17 protein-coding genes are annotated in these 20202 nt (G+C 39.3%); 6 read left to right on the forward strand and 11 right to left on the reverse strand.

Annotated elements, in window-relative coordinates; translation table 11 throughout:
• Positions 1 to 15: 15 nt before the first annotated feature.
• From H3T46_RS03155 to H3T46_RS03185, 7 genes are all read right to left on the reverse strand, one after another.
• The gene (locus H3T46_RS03155; RefSeq protein ID WP_232347480.1) at positions 16 to 534 is read right to left on the reverse strand and encodes a DUF3035 domain-containing protein; all 519 of its coding nucleotides are present in this window, start codon (positions 532 to 534) and stop codon (positions 16 to 18) included.
• Between the two features lie 80 nt (positions 535 to 614).
• Positions 615 to 1121 (reverse strand): signal peptidase II, encoded by a 507-nt coding sequence (lspA, locus tag H3T46_RS03160; RefSeq protein WP_198197370.1) that lies wholly within the window; start codon positions 1119 to 1121, stop codon positions 615 to 617.
• A gap of 20 nt (positions 1122 to 1141) precedes the next feature.
• A complete protein-coding gene (gene ileS, locus H3T46_RS03165) occupies positions 1142 to 4018 on the reverse strand; it encodes an isoleucine--tRNA ligase (protein ID WP_198197371.1) in 2877 nt (958 codons plus the stop codon).
• Between the two features lie 106 nt (positions 4019 to 4124).
• Positions 4125 to 5075, reverse strand: coding sequence for a bifunctional riboflavin kinase/FAD synthetase (locus tag H3T46_RS03170; protein ID WP_198197372.1), 951 nt, complete (start codon positions 5073 to 5075; stop codon positions 4125 to 4127).
• Between the two features lie 56 nt (positions 5076 to 5131).
• The gene (locus H3T46_RS03175; RefSeq protein ID WP_155568297.1) at positions 5132 to 5389 is read right to left on the reverse strand and encodes a twin-arginine translocase TatA/TatE family subunit; all 258 of its coding nucleotides are present in this window, start codon (positions 5387 to 5389) and stop codon (positions 5132 to 5134) included.
• A gap of 166 nt (positions 5390 to 5555) precedes the next feature.
• Positions 5556 to 6023, reverse strand: a complete 468-nt coding sequence (locus H3T46_RS03180) for a CHAP domain-containing protein (RefSeq protein ID WP_230873080.1) — start codon at positions 6021 to 6023, stop codon at positions 5556 to 5558.
• Between the two features lie 6 nt (positions 6024 to 6029).
• Positions 6030 to 6614 carry a regulatory protein RecX gene (locus tag H3T46_RS03185; protein WP_155567105.1) on the reverse strand — a complete coding sequence of 195 codons (585 nt, stop codon included), beginning with the start codon at positions 6612 to 6614 and terminating at the stop codon, positions 6030 to 6032.
• 118 nt (positions 6615 to 6732) lie between these two features.
• Here H3T46_RS03185 and H3T46_RS03190 point away from each other — a divergent pair, with 118 nt between their 5' ends.
• From H3T46_RS03190 to H3T46_RS03205, 4 genes are all read left to right on the forward strand, one after another.
• Positions 6733 to 7923, forward strand: coding sequence for an aspartate aminotransferase family protein (locus H3T46_RS03190; protein ID WP_198197373.1), 1191 nt, complete (start codon positions 6733 to 6735; stop codon positions 7921 to 7923).
• 9 nt (positions 7924 to 7932) lie between these two features.
• Entirely contained in the window at positions 7933 to 8916 is a 984-nt protein-coding gene (argF, locus tag H3T46_RS03195) for an ornithine carbamoyltransferase (RefSeq protein WP_198197374.1), read from the forward strand.
• 84 nt (positions 8917 to 9000) lie between these two features.
• Positions 9001 to 9921: an Hsp33 family molecular chaperone HslO gene (locus H3T46_RS03200; protein ID WP_198197375.1), complete on the forward strand. Its 921-nt coding sequence runs from the start codon at positions 9001 to 9003 to the stop codon at positions 9919 to 9921.
• Positions 9922 to 10354: 433 nt separating this feature from the next.
• Entirely contained in the window at positions 10355 to 11227 is an 873-nt protein-coding gene (locus H3T46_RS03205) for a hypothetical protein (protein ID WP_198197376.1), read from the forward strand.
• A gap of 3 nt (positions 11228 to 11230) precedes the next feature.
• On the opposite strand, the gene H3T46_RS03210 is transcribed toward H3T46_RS03205, so the two are convergent.
• The 4 genes from H3T46_RS03210 to H3T46_RS03225 all read right to left on the reverse strand — a co-directional run bounded on the left by H3T46_RS03210 (position 11231) and on the right by H3T46_RS03225 (position 16197).
• Positions 11231 to 11809, reverse strand: a complete 579-nt coding sequence (locus H3T46_RS03210) for an LUD domain-containing protein (RefSeq protein WP_198197377.1) — start codon at positions 11807 to 11809, stop codon at positions 11231 to 11233.
• Complete coding sequence (locus H3T46_RS03215; protein WP_198197378.1) at positions 11802 to 13277, reverse strand: lactate utilization protein B; 1476 nt, start codon at positions 13275 to 13277, stop codon at positions 11802 to 11804. The genes H3T46_RS03210 and H3T46_RS03215 overlap by 8 nt, the downstream gene beginning before the upstream one ends.
• On the reverse strand, positions 13274 to 14017 hold the full coding sequence (locus H3T46_RS03220) for a (Fe-S)-binding protein (RefSeq protein WP_198197379.1): 744 nt from the start codon (positions 14015 to 14017) through the stop codon (positions 13274 to 13276). Before H3T46_RS03220 ends, H3T46_RS03215 begins: the two co-directional genes overlap by 4 nt.
• 98 nt (positions 14018 to 14115) lie before the next feature.
• On the reverse strand, positions 14116 to 16197 hold the full coding sequence (locus tag H3T46_RS03225; RefSeq protein ID WP_198197380.1) for a protein-disulfide reductase DsbD: 2082 nt from the start codon (positions 16195 to 16197) through the stop codon (positions 14116 to 14118).
• A gap of 88 nt (positions 16198 to 16285) precedes the next feature.
• On the opposite strand from H3T46_RS03225, the gene hrpB reads away from it, so the two are divergent.
• Together hrpB and H3T46_RS03235 are read left to right on the forward strand one after the other, a co-directional pair.
• Positions 16286 to 18748 (forward strand): ATP-dependent helicase HrpB, encoded by a 2463-nt coding sequence (hrpB, locus tag H3T46_RS03230; protein ID WP_198197381.1) that lies wholly within the window; start codon positions 16286 to 16288, stop codon positions 18746 to 18748.
• A gap of 40 nt (positions 18749 to 18788) precedes the next feature.
• Complete coding sequence (locus H3T46_RS03235) at positions 18789 to 19961, forward strand: S1C family serine protease (RefSeq protein ID WP_155580677.1); 1173 nt, start codon at positions 18789 to 18791, stop codon at positions 19959 to 19961.
• Positions 19962 to 20202: the final 241 nt, after the last annotated feature.

Below are 20202 nucleotides of genomic sequence, written 5' to 3' on the forward strand. Positions count from 1 at the left end.
CTTTTGTCAAAAAACCTATTTTTGTGTCGTCGTTGGTGTTGCCCCGTCATCAGGACGTAAACCCAAACTCAAGTTATTATGCAATCGTTTATTTTCAGCCACACTGTCAACAGCCAAATCTGAAGGCTTGCCATTTTTCCAGAACATGACCTGATCAACAAAACCATTCTGCGTGACCAACTCATTATGACGCTCCTGATCAGCTGATTGATTGGCATCCTGAATCAACCGGGTTTGACCTTGGCTTGGAACATCTTTCATGCCTTCCAAGGCAACATCGGGAGAAAGAATTTCCAGTGCCTGCTGACGTATGGACTGTTCTTGAGGTCTGACTCCATTTTCATCAGGCTTCATCAAACTATCATTAGGTGGCATTGATAAAGGCGCGCGAGTCGTAACGGTATATTCATCAGGCATTGATCTTTTGATACCAAATGCACGGGAAACATCCTGACCGGAACAGGCAGAAAGCAAGACAACAATACCGATTAGGGATCCCATGGGCAATAAAAATTTCAAACCTGATTTACGCATTATCATCCGTCTTATTCCTTAACAAAATCCGTAAAAGCAATAATAGTTAATAATATGAATCTATTTCGTATCATATTAAACTATTCTTCCCAACCAAAAAAAGCATCCATTAACAAGATAATCACACCACAAACAATTGCGCTATCTGCAACATTGAAAACATACCATGACCACCCTGCAACATGAAAGTGAATAAAATCAACCACTGCGCCAAAGCGCAAACGGTCTAAGATATTTCCCAACGCTCCGCCAACAATGGCACCCAGACTCATGATAACCCAGATTTTACGGGCACGAATCATCCATATGAATAAACTTGCCGCAATCACAAAAGCGGAAACAGAAAAAATAACGGATCCCCATGAACCAAACTGGTCCAACATGCCAAAAGTAATTGCCCTGTTCCATACCATAGTGAAGTTGAAAAATGGAATCACGGGAACAGAACCTTTTTGGGGCAAATTTACTATATTGAGAATACAGTATTTGCTGATCTGGTCCAGCAAGAATATCAGAAACAGCATTCCCAATCCCCAATACCATTTTTTCAAATGATTAACTTGCACGACAACGGAATTTTTATTCATGAAAATCCCTAAACCAAATATTACGAAACAACATCGATACAACGCAAGCACAATTCTGGATAACTTGAATTGTCTCCCACTTCATCGAGTACTTTCCAGCAACGTGCACATTTATGTCCTGTAGCTACCCGAATACGAGGTGCGGCATGACCCTCTCCACCCTGTTTGGTTTCCACTGAATACAAAGATGCCGAACCCGGTATAATATTGATATCAACCCGGGACACAATAACCAGTTCAGCCCAGTCATAATGGCCAAACAAGGCAGCTTCTTCCTCTGAAAAATTCAATTCTACAGCAGCTTGGAGCGAAGACTTGATAATCCCTTCCCGACGCATATTTTCAATTTCCGTTGTAATGATACGACGAATGGAGCGTAATTGAATCCAACGTTTTGCCAGATTATCATTCGACCATTTCACAGGTATGAGAGGAAATTCTTCCAAATGAACAGTCGCATTCTCACCAAAGCGAGCAGCCCATGCATCCTCTGCAGTAAAGCATAACACCGGTGCCAACCAAGTGCATAAACATCTATGCAAAACATCCAATACGGTTCGAACCGCCCTACGACGTATATTCTCTTTTTTATCACAATAAAGTGAATCCTTGCGGATATCGAAATAGAAAGCCGACAAATCACTTGTACAAAAATAGTGTAAAGCAGGATAAACCCCAACCCATTCATGAGTATGAATAGCTTTTTGAATAACCTGATTCATTTCATAAATACGATGCAGAACCCATTGCTCAAGTTCAGGAAGATCTTCATAATCAAGTTTTTCCTTATCTGAAAACCCTTCCAAACCTCCAAGAACCCAACGTAACGTATTTCTTAAACGTCGATATAATTCACCTTGCTGTTTTAAAATCTCTTTTCCAATTCGAAGATCTTCATTCGTATCAGAGTTCATTACCCATAAACGCAAAATGTCTGCGCCAAGTTCATCATTGACATTCTGGGGTGCAATAACATTACCGAGGGATTTTGACATTTTACGTCCCTGTTCATCCATTACAAATCCATTAGTGACAATGGCCTTGTAAGGTGCAACTCCACGTGTTCCCACACATTCGAGCAACGATGACTGAAACCAACCACGATGCTGATCGGAACCTTCCAAATACAAATCCGCAGGAAAATCAAGTTTGTCCCTACCCAGGACAAAAGCATGCGTTGAACCACTTTCAAACCAAACATCCACAATATCAAACACCTGTTCATATTCTTCACTATTGTAATTTTCACCAAGAAAACGCGATGGAGAAGAATCATACCATGCATCTGCACCTTCTTTTTTGAAAGCTTCTATAATCCGTTGCATAACTTCAGCATCCCTTAAAACCTCACGGGTTGCCTTATTGACAAAAACGGCGATTGGCACACCCCAGGCACGTTGCCGGCTAATACACCAGTCGGGACGCGAGGCAATCATGCTGGTCAAACGGTTACGGATTTGTGCGGGAACAAATGTAACATCCTCTAGAACTGACAATGCATTCTCACGAATTTTTCTATTATCATCCATTGCTATAAACCATTGCGGGGTAGCACGGTAAATAATCGGGGCCCGTGATCGCCAGGAATGAGGATAAGAATGCACGATGGAGGATTGGGCAACAAGACCAGTAAATGGTTTGTTTGCATTCCTTGCCTCATCTCTGGATAAGTTTAACTCTTCACAGACAGGTTCAGCCGCCTTGAAAACATGGATACCGGCAAATAGAGGGACATCCGAAGCGTAACGCCCATCATCTTCAACATGTTCCGTTACACCAATTTGATGTTGCTGACATAAATAAAAATCATCTTCACCATGTGCGGGAGCACAATGAACCAATCCTGTTCCCGCTTCAGTCGTGACGAACTCGCCTGCTAATAAAGGGACATCAAAATCATAGCCTTTTCCCCTCAAGGGATGCGCTGCAACTGCACCTGCCAACGCGTTTCCTTCAAGCGATGCCTCTTCCTTGAATTCCGTAATACCTGCCTGTTCACAAAATGAGGCCAGCAAATCCTGTGCAATAAGAAAATTAGCTCCAATGGACACGTGGGAATCAGCGTCAACAGCTTTAACACTGATAATCTGATAGGTTATATCGTTATTATAAGCTATGGCTCGGTTAGCAGGAATTGTCCATGGAGTCGTTGTCCAGATAACAGCCGAGACATTTTCCAATAAATGCTGGGGGGTTGGATCTTTGACAAAAGGAAAAGCTACAAATATAGTTGTCGATGTATGATCGTGATATTCAATCTCGGCCTCAGCCAGAGCTGTTTTTTCAACCGGGCTCCACATAACAGGACGCAGGCCACGATATAAACCGCCATTTAATAGAAAACGACCAATTTCTTCAACAATGGCTGCCTCTGAACTGAAATCCATTGTTGCATATCGGTGATCCCACTCTGCCTGAACCCCAAGTCTCTGAAATTCGGATGATTGAATTGACAACCAGTTTTGGGCATAGCTGCGACATTCTGCCCGAAATTGCAATACCGGGATATCATCCTTGTTTTTACCTGCCTTGCGATATTTCTCTTCTACCTTCCACTCAATGGGCAAACCATGACAATCCCAACCGGGAATATATCGAACAACCTCTCCATTCATACGGTGGGAACGATTAATCACATCCTTGATAATCTTGTTAAGTGCATGTCCGATATGCAGATGTCCATTGGCATAGGGAGGGCCATCGTGCAGGGTAAAGACCTTTTTCCCTTCCAAAATCCGTTGATCCGATTGCCGGATAATGGCCTCATCCAATCCTATTTTTTTCCAACGTTCCAAAATTTCAGGTTCCCGTTGAGGTAACCGCCCACGCATTGGGAATGAGGTTGAAGGTAAAAAAACTGTATCTCTATACAGGTCGGTAGATTTGGATTCAGCCATGATTTCGTTCTAACTGTAAAATTAAAGTAGATTAAGACAATATTTGATTTTATAAAATAAAACCAATTTCTAAAAAATAAAATTTATCATTATTAATAATTCTTTTTTACAAGGAATTAACAGAGTCATTTTTTATTTTAAAAAATTCTTTCGCATTATTTGCATCCCGGGTTATTTGTTTTTTCAATTCATTCAAATCACTAAAACGTTTTTCATCACGAATAAAATGATACAAATAAACAGTAATCTTTTGACCATAAATATCCTGGTTAAAATCAAACAAATGGGCTTCCAGACAGGCTCTGGTCTGTTTTCCAATTGTTGGACGGTATCCGAGATTGGCCACTCCTTCATGCATTCTCCCATTAGCCAGCCGAATTTTAATCGCATAAACCCCGCATTTGGGCTCTACCTGTTCACCCAACTGTAAATTCGCAGTTGGAAAACCAATTGTCCTGCCCCTTTTATCCCCATGCTCCACTATATTCTGAATGCACCAGATCCTACCCAAATAATGGGCAGCCTTTTCAGGATTTCCATTTTTCAGACAGGAACGGATAAGGCTGGAAGAAATTACAGTTCCCTCTTCCTGCAAAGGTTTTACAATCGTAACGCCAATACCCAGTTTATCCGCTTCAGAAATCAAAAAATCGGTATTTCCTTGACGATTGTGCCCGAATACAAAACCCTCACCGCAAGCTACATGAAAAATCCCGAATGATTTATAAAGAATTTGATGAATAAAATTCTTTGCATCTAGCGCAGCAAATTCTTGATCAAATGTTATCTGAAAAATATTTTCAACACCCAGAGCGGACAAGGCTGCATTTCGTTCTTCTGCATTCGTCAATCGAAATGAAATTTCCCTGCCTTCGAAAAGCTGTCTTGGATGAGGTTCAAAAGTTACTACAGATAAAGAACGGTCTGGGAACTGTTTTTTTAAAGTCTCCAATAAATAAGCGTGCCCACGATGCACACCGTCAAAATTGCCCAAAGCTGTTACAGAACCCCGGGCTGATAGCGGAATTGCCTGTCCGTTTGTATAGATAGTCGTCATAAACGGCAAATTTTCTTTCGTTATTAATCTAAAACCTCTTCTGAAACAACAAAACCTTATTTCTGTGTTTCGGATGATACAGGGGTTTTTTCCTTATTATCGTTAAAGGAAACAGAGGTATCTCCTTTATTGTCGACATCTGGCAAAATTGTCTTGCTTTGTGAGGAAGGGGTTTCATCTTCGGCAATATTTTTCTTGAAAATCTTGATACCCTTGGCCAGATCCCCCATTAATGTTGAAATCTTTCCTGATCCAAAAACCAGCAAAACCACAATCAATACAATCAGCCAATGCCAAATACTCATACTGCCCATAATATATTTATTCCTTACACAACTTACACATGCAGACAATTTTCGGAAAATTCAATCGACTTTTTCTAACTTAAACACAGGAAATATCATAATTTAATTAAAATTATCATACTATATTTTACTTTTAACACCAAATTGCAAATCACGCGGTTTTTTGTTGCCTTGATCACGACTTGTTGGGAATAATAAAACCATAAGTCGCATATCGCTTGACCCCGATTTTTCCCGTAGGAGCCCACCAAACCCTTACCAAAGACCAGTCATTACGTGATGAAACATCTATAATTGGCGCCTTGTGATCAATTCTCTGCGCTTCCCAATTGGCATGATCAACAATAATCGTGCGTGAATCCTGAAGTTTTTTTACGACAGAAACATGCCCATAAGGCAATCTGGAAGTTTTACGAAAAACCAATATTGCCCCCGGTTCTGGCCTTTTGGTTCTATAATATTTCCCTCTTGACTGATACCACCAACTATAGGCTGCCCCCTGAAGTTCAACACCAGTGATCTTGCGAGCATAGGGTGCACATTGCAAGGAGCCATGATAGCTTCTTCCCCCTCCACAGGCAGCTAGCAAAGGTAGAATTCCAAAAAACATAATTAAGACGCGAACAAAAAATCCTGATTTCATTTTCCCCTATAAAGAACGTATTTTATTGATACATTCTTCTGCCTCTGCATGGGTCATCGATAAAACTTCTTTTGAGATTGTAAACGAAAATCCACGCCTTGCAAGGATCATTTGTTCACGATCCTTCAGTTCAGCTGTTTTTTTTAACAAACGCTGACGAAATGGTCCAATCTTCCTTTTCCGTGCATAGGCCAAAGCGGATAGCAGCTCAAGATGATCATCATGATATTCTTGCAAGGAGGACTGAATTAAGGAGGGATTGATTCCCTTTTGTATAAAACGTCCCTGAATTTGTTTTTTGGAACAACCCGCACGGATCAAGGATGGCATTTTGGAAAAAATAAATCTGTCATCATTAATACCGCCATTTTGCTTCAATTCATTGACAATCTGATCAATCTTATCGTATGCCTTCTTGAGAATTTCATCGTAATCTTGATCGTCCTCCTTTTGAATTTGCTTAATCCAACGATTGACTTTCTGTCTTAAAAGTTTAACCAATCCCGCCTCGGTATTATTATAACGGGCAAGATAATTCAGTGCATACTCTTTTAAGTCAGGAAGCTGTATCCTGTTTGACATGATTTGCATCACTTCCCTTTAAACATTATCCAATCAATTACCCTTGATTATATTAGGAATAAATTGACTTTTTTTTCTCAATCATTAATTATGTCTGTTTCCTTCAATAAAATCGACAAGAGAGATTATGATTTCCGCTTTGATGCCCACCTATAATCGTGCAGACCTTGCCTTTGACCATGGAAACGGCGTGTGGCTTTTTACGGTTGATGGACGACGATTTCTGGACTTCGGGGCTGGAATTGCAACATCATCTCTAGGTCATAATCATCCCCTTTTGTGTAAAGCTATTTCGGAACAGGCAAAAAAAGTCATTCATGTTTCCAATTTATACCAAATTCCTCAGGCAATAAAATTAGCCGAAAGATTAATAGCAATAAGTTTTGCCGACAGTGTGTTTTTTTGCAACTCTGGGGCAGAGGCAAACGAAGGAGTCATAAAGGCTATTCGTCGCGCCCAATATAAAAACAACCATCCAGAAAGAACAGATATCATCTGTTTTAATCACGCTTTTCATGGAAGAACTATTGCAACTTTGAATGCGACAGGCAATCAAAAATATCTGGAAGGTTTCGGGCCTAAAATACCTGGAATCAAACATATTCCAATACATGATATTGACCTGGTGAAAGAAGCCATTGACCAGAATACGGCAGGATTTCTGATCGAACCCATACAAGGCGAAAGTGGAATCACTGTTATTTCTCCTGATTTTCTAAAAGCATTGCGACAAATCTGTGATGAGAATGATCTTTTCCTAGGATTTGACGAAGTTCAGTGCGGAGTTGGCAGAACAGGTAAATTTTTTGCCTATCAATGGACAGATATTGAACCTGATATTCTTTCATTGGCAAAGGGTATCGCCGGAGGCGTACCCATGGGCGCTTTTCTTGCCAAGGAAAAAATCGCCAAACACATGACCTTTGGAACGCATGGATCAACCTTTGGAGGAAACCCTCTTGCATGTGCGGCTGGAAATGCAGTTATGGATATCATATTGAAACCTGGATTCCTGAAAAATATACGGGAAACAGGACTGTATCTAAAGGAACAACTGCAACAATTAACCGAGATTTATCCAGATATTTACGCTGAAGTTCGCGGAAAGGGTCTTTTATTGGGATTAAAGGGAGCCATTCCTGCAAACGAGATACAAAATGCGGCCCTAGAGCAAAATCTACTGACCGTATTGGCAGGAAATAATGTCATTCGCATAATTCCTCCCCTAATTATAACCAAGGAGGAATGCCTGAATGGTATTCACCGGTTAAGAAATGCTGCAGAGCAATTACGTAAAAACCTGAAATCTGTTCAATGAGTAATTTCTATGAATAACCCAATTATTTCTCAATCAAAAAAAATAAAACACTTTTTAGAACTCAAAGATATTAGTAAACAAAATTTAAGAGATATTATCACCCTCGCCTCTCAAATCAAAGGAATGCAGGAAGATAGAAAATATCCCTCACATCCTGCCCAACCTCTGAAAGGACGTTCAATCGCACTTATCTTTTCCAAACCTTCAACCCGTACGCGCGTATCTTTTGAGGTTGGAATTCATCAACTGGGCGGTAATCCGATTGTTTTATCAACCAGTACAATGCAGATTGACCGGGGCGAAACCATTGCCGACACTGCCCGCGTTCTTTCAAGATTTGTGGATGGCATAGTTCTTCGAACAGGCTGTACCGAACATTTGACCGAATTGGCACAATTAAGTTCAGTTCCCGTTATTAACGGACTGACTCCCGCCTCGCATCCGGGACAAGTCATGGCTGATGTCATGACCTTTGAAGAACATAAAGGTCCTATCAAGGGACGTGTAATTGCCTGGGTTGGCGATGGTAACAATGTTGCAAATTCTTTCATTGAAGCTGCCGCACAATTTGATTTTACTCTTAAATTAGCCACCCCACCCGATTTATTGCCCTCAAAAACCATACTGTCATGGGCCAAAGAAATGGGGGCAGACATTCAGCTGACCACAGATCCAAAAGAGGCAGTTAAAGATGCGGATTGTATTGTTACCGATACCTGGGTTAGCATGTCTGATAATGATTCTGAAAAACAACAACGCTTGAAATTATTGCATCCTTATCAAGTTAATCTCGATTTAATGAAACTAGCCGCACATGATGCCATTTTCATGCATTGCTTGCCTGCCCATATCGGTGAAGAGGTAACCGCTGAGGTTTTTGAAAGTAAACAATCAGTTATTTTCGATGAAGCTGAAAATCGTCTTCACGCACATAAAGCCATTCTGATTTGGGCTTTGATGGGTGATAATTGGCGTGATTACGGCTCCCGTTAATTCCATTCTTGAAATAGACAATATTTAGCCTATCTTTTCAAAAAAGATTTCTCGGCTATTCGTTTTTTTCTTGAGAAGATAACCATGAAAAACCTTCACCATTCCAATAATGATCGACCCAATGTTCCAGATATTACCTACGGCAAGGGAATTACGCCTTTTTTCTTCCCTTCGGCAAGAGGAAGGCTCATTCGTTTGGGACCTGTAGCTCATTCCATTCTTGAACGCCACAACTACCCAGACTGTATCACCAAACTGGGAGGTGAAGCTTTGTCATTAGTTGCTGGCCTGGCTTCATCATTAAAATTTGAGGGATCCTTTTCTTTGCAAATCAAGGGAGAGGGAGTCGTGTCAATGTTGGTTGCTGATTGTACCCATAAAGGCGAGCTACGCTTCTATATTCGTTATGACAAAGACAAAATAAATGATTTTACCGAAAATGCATCAGCTAAAATTCTTTTGAAAAAAGGATTATTCGTTCTGACCATAGACCAACATGACAAAAAAGACAATTATCAGGGAATGGTTGAACTGACAGGAGAAACGCTTGCAGAAATGGCCAGTCACTATTTTGAAAATAGTGAGCAGTTTCCCTATTCAATTCAATTATATTGCGAATGCTATCAAAATAAATGGCAAGCTGGCGGCCTAATTCTTGAAAAAATTGCCCATGAAAATTCAATCGTTTTGAAACCAACCACTGAAAATGATGAAAAAGAATGGGAAACAATATGTATTTTAGCCAACACTTTAAAAGCTTCAGAGTTATTTGATAAAAATCTGGCTTCAGAAAAATTACTTTATCGTCTTTTCAACAGTTTGGAATTTTCTGTTGGCAAGCCGAAAAGTGTCGCTTATGGTTGTCGTTGTTCCCGATCAAGGTTACAAGAGGTCTTGAACAATTTTTCCAAAGATGAACTTGATAGCATGGCAGAAAATGGAAAAATTATCATGACATGCGAATTTTGCTGTTACGATTTTATTTTTTCTCGTAAAGAAATCTAATAAAAATAATATCGATTAATAAGCAAATTCAAAATAATGTTAAAATTTTCTATTTGTTGAATAAAAACAAATGTGAATTCTATAGAATTTTTACTAATTATAATATTCACTTTTTAATTTTTAAATGACCAAAAAACAGATAAAAAACTGTTTTAATAAATAACACCTAATAAAATTATGATTTCTTCGTATTGTTTCAAACAAATAAGCTTTTAACTCTCTTATCATAATCATTGTCATATTTTATTCTAAACAAATTATATCATTCATAAAATTGGAATAGTAATATGATATAATTTTTTCAAAAGATTTGTTATCATGACTAAATTTTGGAATAGGATTATATCATGATAAACAGGTTAAATATATACGTACAATTAACCTGTTTTAACGTAACCAGCATTAATGAATTTATAAATATCAGGGGGTTGTCATGTCATTCGAATTACGCAAATCGTTATCATATCGATTTAAATTTTATTTATCTGCATTTTTATGGATTAGTCCGGTCGTGATATTATCAGCTTGTGCACATAAAGATACCACTCAATATGCACCACTAACATATGATTACCTAACCCCTATATTCCTGAATGTTGGACAAATAAGCATACAGGATCATTCTAACGCAAATCAATATCCAAGGGATATTTCCAATTTAAGCCCGACCCCTCCCGCCATGGCCTTGAATAACATGGTTAATAATCGTCTTAAAGCAAGAGGCACATCCGGAAAGGCTATATTTACAATCAGCCGAGCTTCTTTGCAAGAAAACAGTGATGATGCCGTATACGGGCAAATTGATATTCGTCTCGATATTTATAACAACAATAATAGAAAAGTTGGCTCAATTCAGGTCAGTACAAATCATACATACCAGACTGATCATAATAAGGGAGACTTAGATAGCCGAGCAAATTTATATGATATTACCCAAAAAATGATGCAAGATGTCAATGTGGAACTAGAATATCAAATTCGCAATCATTTGGAGCCCTGGATTGTTGATGCCACAGGCACACCAATTTCAGACTCAATTAAAACACAGGATTTGAATGATAAGGCATCTTCAACCGCTGTAAAACATGATATGTCCCCTCCCGATCACAGGAATATAGCACCTGCCACCAACAAACCTCCTGCTTCAAACGCAGATTTAAATGCTGTTTTCCCTGATGGCATTCCCAACAATGAATCTGCCGCACCCCCAGTCCATGATACACAACCTGTTTCTTCAACTAAAGGTAAATATCCTGTTGGGGTATTGGGAACACTGCCTCAATCAGCCATTTCCAAAAAATACTAGATTCTAAAGCAATAACAAGGAAAGTGAACGTACACCCTGGGCGCCATGGATCAATACCCCTTCAATATCTGCGGTGGCCGAGGGACCTGTATGTAGTGCTGCATAATGATTTCGCCTCCATTCCGGACGTGCATACGCATCATGCAGGTTTTCCACGATTTCGGAGCTGTTCAATAAAACGACCAGATGTTGCGGCAAATAACCCAAAGTATTTACAACCAGATCTTTTTCGGTAAGACAAACAGATCCTGTTTCAGCCACACCAAAACTTGCCCTGACAACTGCATAGTCAATATCATGCAAACTATTCGGAGGCGTTTGATCCGTTATATTATAATCACCCTTTATTTCCTTAACAACAGAACAGATATTCTTTGCGTTTGAAAGTTTTTCATAAATCGACTCAAAAGGATTATCGGCATGATTTTCCAGTAATTCACCCCCCATCCGCTCAAAAACTTTCTTAAATTTTTTTATCAAATCAAGATCATTCTGGTGAAACAAGGGAACAGAAGGAGGCTTAACATATTCATCAACACAGGCCTTGCGAATTTTGCCCAAAATGATATCACGACTATTCATTAACGCTTTCCTTTTTCAGATAATTCTTTTCATACCAGCCATGAAAGGTCTCCTTGGGTGCAGGTGGCAAGTCCCTCTGTTTTCCCCATTTATTGAGATTATTGTAAACAATAAAATGTGGGAGATATTTCAATGCCCGATCGGCATTTTTTATCGCGGCCCTATACAGGACCGGATTGCCCAAAATTTTCCCGGCGGCCTGCATCAATATTCTTTTTGCAAGGGACAATTCACCCTTTTCTGCCAATGTCTCTCGCCACTCAAAAATTTGTTCATGAATATTGATTTTAACAGGACAGACATTGGAACAACTGCCATTCAAGGTTGAGGCAAAGGGAAGGTTGCGAAATTTATGGGCATTGTATCCCGGACTAAGTATCAAACCAATTGGCCCTGCATAGGTACTTCCATAACTTAATCCACCACTACGACGAAACACGGGACATGTGTTCATACAGGCACCACATCGTATACATTTCAAGCCTGCCTTGAATTTCTTGTCAGCTAAACGGGTGGAACGCGTATTATCGACCAGTATGACATGCATTTCCCCGCCATGATGTCTGGGCCCCCGGAAATAAGATGTATATTGTGTTATTGGGGAACCTAGCGCACTACGTGACAATAAACGAATGAATACTGCCAGATGTTCAAGCCCTGGAACTATTTTTTCAATTCCGACCGTTACAATATGCAACCCGGGTGTATTGGCAGAAAGATCGGCATTCCCTTCATTCGTGCAAACAACCACCGCACCCGTTTCAGCAACCAAAAAATTTCCTCCTGTCATGCCAGCTTCTGCCTTCAGGATCAAGGGGCGATTTGTTTCGCGCTGGGTTTCGGCAAGATAATGTATATCATTATTGCCCGCCTGTGCCCCGAGAGTTCTGGTAAAAACCCTGGAAACATCCGTACGGGATTTGTGAACAGCCGGAACAACAACATGACTTGGATCCTCATTGTCCAATTGCTGGATCCGTTCACCCAGATCCGTTTCAATTACGTTGATCCCCTCCTTTTCCACAGCCTTTCGCAAACCACATTCTTCCCCAAGCATGGATTTGCTTTTCACTAAAATTTTGGTCTGTCGTTTTTTCATCAACTCGATGGCAATCGAATTACACTCTTCAGCATTTTGTGCCCAATGAACATGAATACCATTATCTTTGGCATTTTTTTCAAACATTTCGAGATAATGAGCAAGATGATCAAGCGTGTGCTCCTTGATATCCGAAGCCAACTGTCTAAGTTCCTCCCATTCTGGGATAAGATGCATTTGCGCATCACGCTTTTTACGTAAATCCCATAAACGGTTATCATGCATTTTCTCGTGGGCCTGCGCAGCGATAAAGCGATTGGCGGCTTCAAGCTGATCTATGGGTTTATTACCTTTGACAACCGCACCCCTTGCACCAACTTCATGTTGAAGCGCCACATCATTCACGTCTGAATTAATATTGACATTCATTGTAGATCTCCATTCAGAACGCGTGCAATATGGGCATATTTCACGGGAATTTTCATCCGTTGCGCGCATCCCTGCTGATGCATGAGACAAGAGCTGTCTACGGAAATTACGTATTCTGCACCGCTATTATATTGGTCCATAACCTTATCCTGACCCATTTTTGCTGAAACACCCTCCTCAAAAACTGAAAAGGTTCCCCCAAAACCACAACACTCATCAGGACGTGTCAATTCAACAAATTCAATTCCTCTTACCTTTTCAAGCAAATCCCTGGGTTTTGAGAAATATGGTTCCCTTAATTCTGACATGCTCGCATGTCTTAGTCCTCTCAATGCATTGCAATTATTATGAATGGCAACCTTGTAGGGAAAAAACGCCCAGGGAAAAGAATCAATCTTGAGAATATCATGCAGAAACTCAACCAGATCATAAGTATGCGTTCTGACATGTTTTACCTCATCAGTCTGTTCGATGGCATCAAAATTGGAACGAACCTGATGCGTACAGCTTCCCGATGGCATGACAATATAATCAAATTGCGAGAAATTCCTCACAAACAGGGTTTCAGTCGCGGCAGCCTCTTTATGACACCCCGTATTAGTCATGGGTTGACCACAACAGGTTTGATCAAAAGGATATGTAATATCCAGATCAAAACGTTCCAATAACTTTAAAGTTGAAATACCAACTTCAGGTTCCAATGCATCCATATAACATGGAATGAATAACCCTACCTTCATTTGTGCAAACCTTGATATCCATTTATAATTATTATATTTTCAATGGCAATTTATCACTTTATGAGTTGTTTCACTACTTGTAATTATTATTTCGATTTTTAATTTTTAACATTTTCAATATTTTTTATCACCAAATCCGGGGTCAGGATCTGGGGCAACACCCTGGGGTTTCCATAGGCAGGATAATAGATATAAAGTGGAACCCCTTCCCGTCCAAACTGTTTTAGAAAACGACTGATTTCATTATTGTGATGTGTCCAATCACCAATCACATATTGAATATGATGACGATGGAAATAGTCTCTTACTTTTCGGTTGGATAAGGCAACCTTATCATTAACGAGACATGTTAGACACCAACTTGCCGTCATGTTAACAAATACAGCTTTATGATCAATCTGCAATTGCTGAACATTCTTTAATGAAAATACCATATATTCCCTATTTTCCACTGTTTCATTAGAGGATTGCACAAGATTCATTTCCGTGATCATACCCCCTAACAAAATGAAAATCAGAATAAGCGTGATACTGGAAACCCTTTGAAATACACGTGTAGCAGTTTTATATCGCAATAACTGATTTTTACCCAATAACCATGCTCCAAATCCAATTAAAACACAGCCTAACAAAACAGTTAATAAAGATATAGACTGATCATGCTGATAAATTACCCATACCAGCCACACACAGCTAAGTAATAGGGGAAATGCCAAAAATTGCTTCAATATTTCCATCCATATTCCTGGTCTCGGTAAAAAACGGGTCAATTTTGGAATAAAAACCAATAGCAAATAGGGAAAGGATAGACCCAATCCCATTCCTATAAATATAAAAAAAGTTTTTTCGGCTGAACTATTTAAGGCGGCTGCTACAGCTATACCCATAAATGGTGCGGTGCAAGGTGTTGCAACCAAGACAGCAAGAATACCTGTAAAAAAATCAGAAAGGTAAGAGGATGAATTTGTTCTTGAATAAAATGAAAAATTTATCGTGAAGACATCCAGAAGATTTAAGGCAATGATAAATAATAACCAGCATAGAATTATCAAAAATGAAACCGATTGAAACTGGAAACCCCATGTTATCTGTTTTCCCATCCAGCGCAGACTTATAAATATGAGCGATATACCCGTAAAACTGCTTAAGATCCCTGCCGTGTATGACAGACATGATCGGTATTGATAGGCACGGTTTTTATTTCCCAAACGACTTAAGGATAATAATTTCATGGCAATGACAGGAAAAACGCAAGGCATGAAATTTAACAGGCACCCACCAAGAAAGGCACTGCTGATCAATAAAAATAGATTCAGAATATGTGAGACAGGTTTCTTTTTAATTATGGGATGAATTGACCAGTAATGAATCTTGCCATTGTAATTCTTCAATGCCAAGATACCAGCTAAGGAGTGATCAAGTCGTTTTTTTGATAATAGGGGCAATTTCAATTCAAAATATTCTGGATTGATTTTAAAATGCTGTTTTTGATCTTGATCAATTAATCCTGATCTTTCTGGCATAAACCAAGCATCCTGCACTTGATCAAACAGAGGATCTGTTTTATTGCCCCACAATTTTCCATTTGGTGTAATGAATAAATTATGTTGCAAATGCCTGGGTTTATTATTCAGTGCTTTTTGAATTAAGATCGCTTCATTTGCCTGATTGATTTTTCCTTTTGGTAGATCAATTGTAAATTCGGCCTGCACGGGAACACAGATATTGGCACAAATCAACCACGTCGCCTTGATATGAAGATGCAGATCTTTGGCACGATAGGATTCTGGAATATGAAGATAAAAAGGTAAAATAACTTCCCCATCATATATGTAAGACAATAAACCTTTTTCAAGCAACCGCTTGGGAACAGGCCATTCTATTTTTGGAAATATAATTTTTCTATCATGGTTGATTGAAACTTGTAACGAAGCATGCTCTCCCGCATCTCCCGGATTCAGCCAATAAGTGTGCCACCCTTGCTCCAGTTTGATTTTAAGGGCTAGTAAAGACCGATCAACATCATCATTGAAATCGCTTGCACTGATGATACTTGCCTCAACATGCGTTTTAAAGATTTTATCGCTTTCTTTACCCCAAATAACATGCGTGTTAAACCCTATTACAATCAATAATATAGTAATCCAGAATCGCACTTGATTTAATCCTGTCCCTGTCAATAATATTCCATTTTTATCTTAAAGATGAGATAAACAAAATTAATAATCATTCATGTCACCAAGGCATTTTATCGACTAGTCTCAACCTATGTTTAAACCTGATCCCATTTCCCTACCAATACAGAATACCTTACCAGAACTCCATGATCATCTACTTACCCATCAGAACTGTATTCTTGTAGCTTCACCAGGGTCAGGAAAAACAAGCCTTGTACCCTTGTCATTATTACAGGCTCCATGGCGAAACGGACATAGGATTATCATGCTGGAACCACGACGCATTGCCGCCCGAGCCGCAGCAAAACAGATGGCCTGTCTATATCATGAAACCATTGGCCAAACGATAGGTTACAGAACCCGCATGGAAAAAGTGGCCAGTTCAAAAACCCGTATAGAGGTTGTTACACATGGACTGTTCTTAAGACATCTTTTGAACAATCCATTTCTTGACCAAGTTGCCGCCATTATTTTTGACGAAATTCATGAACGTTCCCTTGAGTCTGACCTCTGTCTTGCCTTGTGTCGTGATCTTCAAAAAAACCTGAGACCGGATTTAAGGCTCATCGCAATGTCGGCTACACCATCCTTGTCTCAACTACAAAAAATATTAAACTGTCAGATTATTGAAAATAAATCAAGAATACATCCTGTAACAATACATCATCGACAAAGAGATATTCATGCAATAAAAGATTTGCCCAAAATAACCGCTGCGGAAATAGAGAATGTTTATTACAAAAATCAGGGTAATATACTGGTATTTTTACCAGGCGTTACCGAAATTCATCGCACAATGAATATGCTTGCATTACCAGATGCTGAAGTTCTTCCTCTGTATGGCGAATTACATTCCACAGAACAGGACAAGGCCTTGCGATCTGTCAGTGCCAAAGATAAAAGGCGGATAGTTTTGACCACTTCCATTGCTGAAACTTCCCTAACCGTTCCTGGCGTAAGGATTGTCATTGATGGAGGTTTTCGTCGTGCTCCTCAATTAGACGGAGACACTGGACTAACACGACTTTTAACACGAAGAATATCCAGGGCAGCAGCTGATCAAAGGGCCGGAAGGGCTGGACGTGAAGCTGAGGGAATTGTCTATCGTCTATGGACCCAAGCGATGGAACGAAGTTTTATCCCGCATGATTCTCCTGAAATATTATCCTGTGAATTAAGTGAATTTTTATTGATTTGCAAAACATGGACAGACCTTATGGGAACCTCAATAAAGGAATTGGTCTTTCCTGATTTTCCTTCCAATGGCCTTCTTGAGGCGGCCAGCAATTTACTGACTTTATTAGGTGCGTTAAATGAAAAAGGGCTCATCACTGATTTTGGTAAAAAAATTATTCAATTCGGTGCGCATCCACGTTTGGCGTCAATGATGCTAAGAGCAAACTCAAATGAAGAAAAGGCATTGGCGGCCGATCTGGCTGCATTACTGGAAGAGCGTGATCCTTTTCGTAAAAATCATGACCAATCCTGCGATATCCAAACTCGTCTGAACTGGCTACAAACCCTACCTCATAATCAACATGATAAGGAATTATGGCACCGTATCCACCATATAGGCCAGGAATATCGCAAAAGATTAAAAATACCACTCACCCAAAAATCTCTTGGAAATCCTGCCAAATTATTATGCGCCGCTTTTCCCGACCGATTGGCACAAAAACGTGATGAAATTGGATCATTCCGATTGGCAGGCGGTGGCAGTGCATATCTTTCTCAACAAGATATATTGGCAAAGGAAAAACTATTAATTGTTGCAAATATCCATACTCAGAAAAAAGCCAGAATCTGTCTGGCAGCACGCATGAATTCCGATATTCTTCCCGATTTTATCCTTAATCGGTCCCGTCAGGTAGAAAATATTTCTATTGACCCAACCACTGGAAAAGTCATTGCCCGAAAACAAGTAAAATTTGGGCGGCTTATTTTACAAGACAGAAACGATATAGCCCCAGCTGAAAAGGCTTATCCGGTCTTGCTTAGCTATGTTAAAAACAATTTTTATAAGGCTTTGAACTGGAACGAGGCTACAAAACAATTACAGTCACGTGCTTCATGGGCAAGACAATATTTAACAGAAGAAAAAATTCCGGATTTAACTGATGACAAGCTTGAAGTGCATATTGAAAAATGGTTATCCCCCTGGATCACACAAATCAATAATTTGAAAGATCTAAAAAAAATAGACTTAAAAAATATTCTCGAAGCCTATCTTGGTTATGATATTTGCCAAAAACTAAATCGGTTATTTCCTGAATTTATTATATTGAATCATAATAAATTTTATATTGATTATACACAACCTGCACCCATTATTTCGGCACATGCACAAAAATTTTATGGTATAAAAGATACTCCTTCTATTGCAAAAGGACAAATTCGATTACAATGCTGTCTCCTGTCCCCAGCCAATAGACCTCAAGCAGTAACCAGTGATTTGAATAATTTTTGGAAAGAGGGTTGGAAAGATATGAGAAAAGATATGAAGGGGCGTTATCCCAAACATCACTGGCCAGAAAATCCCATGAATGACGAATAATAGTTTATTTAATAACTTAAATTTTTTGAATAGATTAATAATGTTTGTACCAATTGAATATTCAAACCAGATAAAAAAAAAGCTAGGTCTCAATCTCAAGACTTATCTCATTATTGTTTTATTCAATTTTCCCGTCTATGCCCAGGATATAAATAAAAAAGATATCGAACCATCAAAAACAGTCATTCCATCCGACACATTTACGGCCTCCGCAACACCACTTGTAGAAAATGGGCCTCTGACCTTTTCCCCGCTAGTGAAAAAAGTTGTACCAGCCGTTGTTAACATTTCGGTTTCCCAAAATATATATACAAAACAATCCAGAAACATTCATATACCACCCTCCTTAAAGGGAACACCATTTGAAAAAGAATTCAGGCAACGTCAACATACCCGCAACCGTAGGGTTACAGAAGCTGGGTCTGGTTTTATCATTGATCCCCATGGGATCATAGTAACCAATACGCATGTAATCGGGACTTCCAACAACATAACAGTTTATCTTACGAATGGAAAACGTTTCACAGCAAAAGTTATCGGTAATGATTCTCTCACAGACATAGCAGTCATCAAAATTGATAGCGATCATCCCCTTCCCTATGTACAATGGGGTGACAGTCGCAAAGTGGAGGTTGGTGACTGGATTCTTGCTGCAGGAAACCCTTTCGGCCTTGGTTCTTCCGTCACTGCCGGAATTGTATCAGCTCGTGGTCGCGATATTGGTTCCAGCCCTTTTGATGATTTTTTGCAATTGGATGCTCCAATGAATCCGGGAAATTCTGGTGGACCATCCTTTAACCTTGCCGGACAAGTTGTCGCCTTGAATACCGCAATTGTTTCCCCTACCGGCAGTTCTGTTGGAATTGGTTTTGGTATCCCCTCTGAAATCGCTGCCCCCATTGTTACTCAACTATGTAAAACAGGATTTATTGACCGCGGATGGCTTGGTGTTACCCTTGAAGAGGATTCTGGACACAATGGAGTGAAAATTATTGATCTGGATCTGGATGGCCCGGCCTACAAGGCAAAAATCAAAATTAATGACCGTGTTGAATTAATTGACGATCAGCATGTAGACACAATTCGTACTTTTATTAAAACAGTGGCCATTGCACACCCTGGATCAAATTTACAACTGACAATAAGGCGCAACAAGAAAACCATCAAACTTGATGTTACGGTTGGTCATCGACCAAAAGATGATGTAGAATAACAAAATTTTTTTATCTCTTGCTAAAATAAAATTTTTTTATAGATTGATAACATGAATACAAATAATTTTATTACATTGCTGATCAATTTTATCTTAAGATAACAATTAAATGAATATTTTAATCCATTTTAACAAATATAATATTTAATCTTTACTAATTACAAATGGTTATAAATACTATTAATTGATCACTTGAAATTATTTAATCATAAAAAATCTTTATAATTTATGTTTTCCCCAT

Source organism: Commensalibacter sp. M0133, from assembly GCF_016101485.1.
In the GTDB taxonomy this organism is placed as follows: domain Bacteria; phylum Pseudomonadota; class Alphaproteobacteria; order Acetobacterales; family Acetobacteraceae; genus Commensalibacter; species Commensalibacter melissae.

What these genes read in the sequence shown, in the direction of transcription:
- H3T46_RS03175 (WP_155568297.1), bottom strand. Translation starts at nt 5,389, where the DNA reads ATGGGCAGTATGAGTATTTGGCATTGGCTGATTGTATTGATTGTGGTT.
- argF (WP_198197374.1), top strand. Translation starts at nt 7,933, where the DNA reads ATGAATAACCCAATTATTTCTCAATCAAAAAAAATAAAACACTTTTTA.
- hrpB (WP_198197381.1), top strand. Translation starts at nt 16,286, where the DNA reads ATGTTTAAACCTGATCCCATTTCCCTACCAATACAGAATACCTTACCA.
- ileS (WP_198197371.1), bottom strand. Translation starts at nt 4,018, where the DNA reads ATGGCTGAATCCAAATCTACCGACCTGTATAGAGATACAGTTTTTTTA.
- H3T46_RS03200 (WP_198197375.1), top strand. Translation starts at nt 9,001, where the DNA reads ATGAAAAACCTTCACCATTCCAATAATGATCGACCCAATGTTCCAGAT.
- H3T46_RS03170 (WP_198197372.1), bottom strand. Translation starts at nt 5,075, where the DNA reads ATGACGACTATCTATACAAACGGACAGGCAATTCCGCTATCAGCCCGG.
- H3T46_RS03235 (WP_155580677.1), top strand. Translation starts at nt 18,789, where the DNA reads ATGTTTGTACCAATTGAATATTCAAACCAGATAAAAAAAAAGCTAGGT.
- H3T46_RS03210 (WP_198197377.1), bottom strand. Translation starts at nt 11,809, where the DNA reads ATGAATAGTCGTGATATCATTTTGGGCAAAATTCGCAAGGCCTGTGTT.
- H3T46_RS03185 (WP_155567105.1), bottom strand. Translation starts at nt 6,614, where the DNA reads ATGCAAATCATGTCAAACAGGATACAGCTTCCTGACTTAAAAGAGTAT.
- H3T46_RS03180 (WP_230873080.1), bottom strand. Translation starts at nt 6,023, where the DNA reads ATGAAATCAGGATTTTTTGTTCGCGTCTTAATTATGTTTTTTGGAATT.
- H3T46_RS03190 (WP_198197373.1), top strand. Translation starts at nt 6,733, where the DNA reads ATGATTTCCGCTTTGATGCCCACCTATAATCGTGCAGACCTTGCCTTT.
- H3T46_RS03205 (WP_198197376.1), top strand. Translation starts at nt 10,355, where the DNA reads ATGTCATTCGAATTACGCAAATCGTTATCATATCGATTTAAATTTTAT.
- H3T46_RS03155 (WP_232347480.1), bottom strand. Translation starts at nt 534, where the DNA reads ATGCGTAAATCAGGTTTGAAATTTTTATTGCCCATGGGATCCCTAATC.
- H3T46_RS03220 (WP_198197379.1), bottom strand. Translation starts at nt 14,017, where the DNA reads ATGAAGGTAGGGTTATTCATTCCATGTTATATGGATGCATTGGAACCT.
- H3T46_RS03215 (WP_198197378.1), bottom strand. Translation starts at nt 13,277, where the DNA reads ATGAATGTCAATATTAATTCAGACGTGAATGATGTGGCGCTTCAACAT.
- lspA (WP_198197370.1), bottom strand. Translation starts at nt 1,121, where the DNA reads ATGAATAAAAATTCCGTTGTCGTGCAAGTTAATCATTTGAAAAAATGG.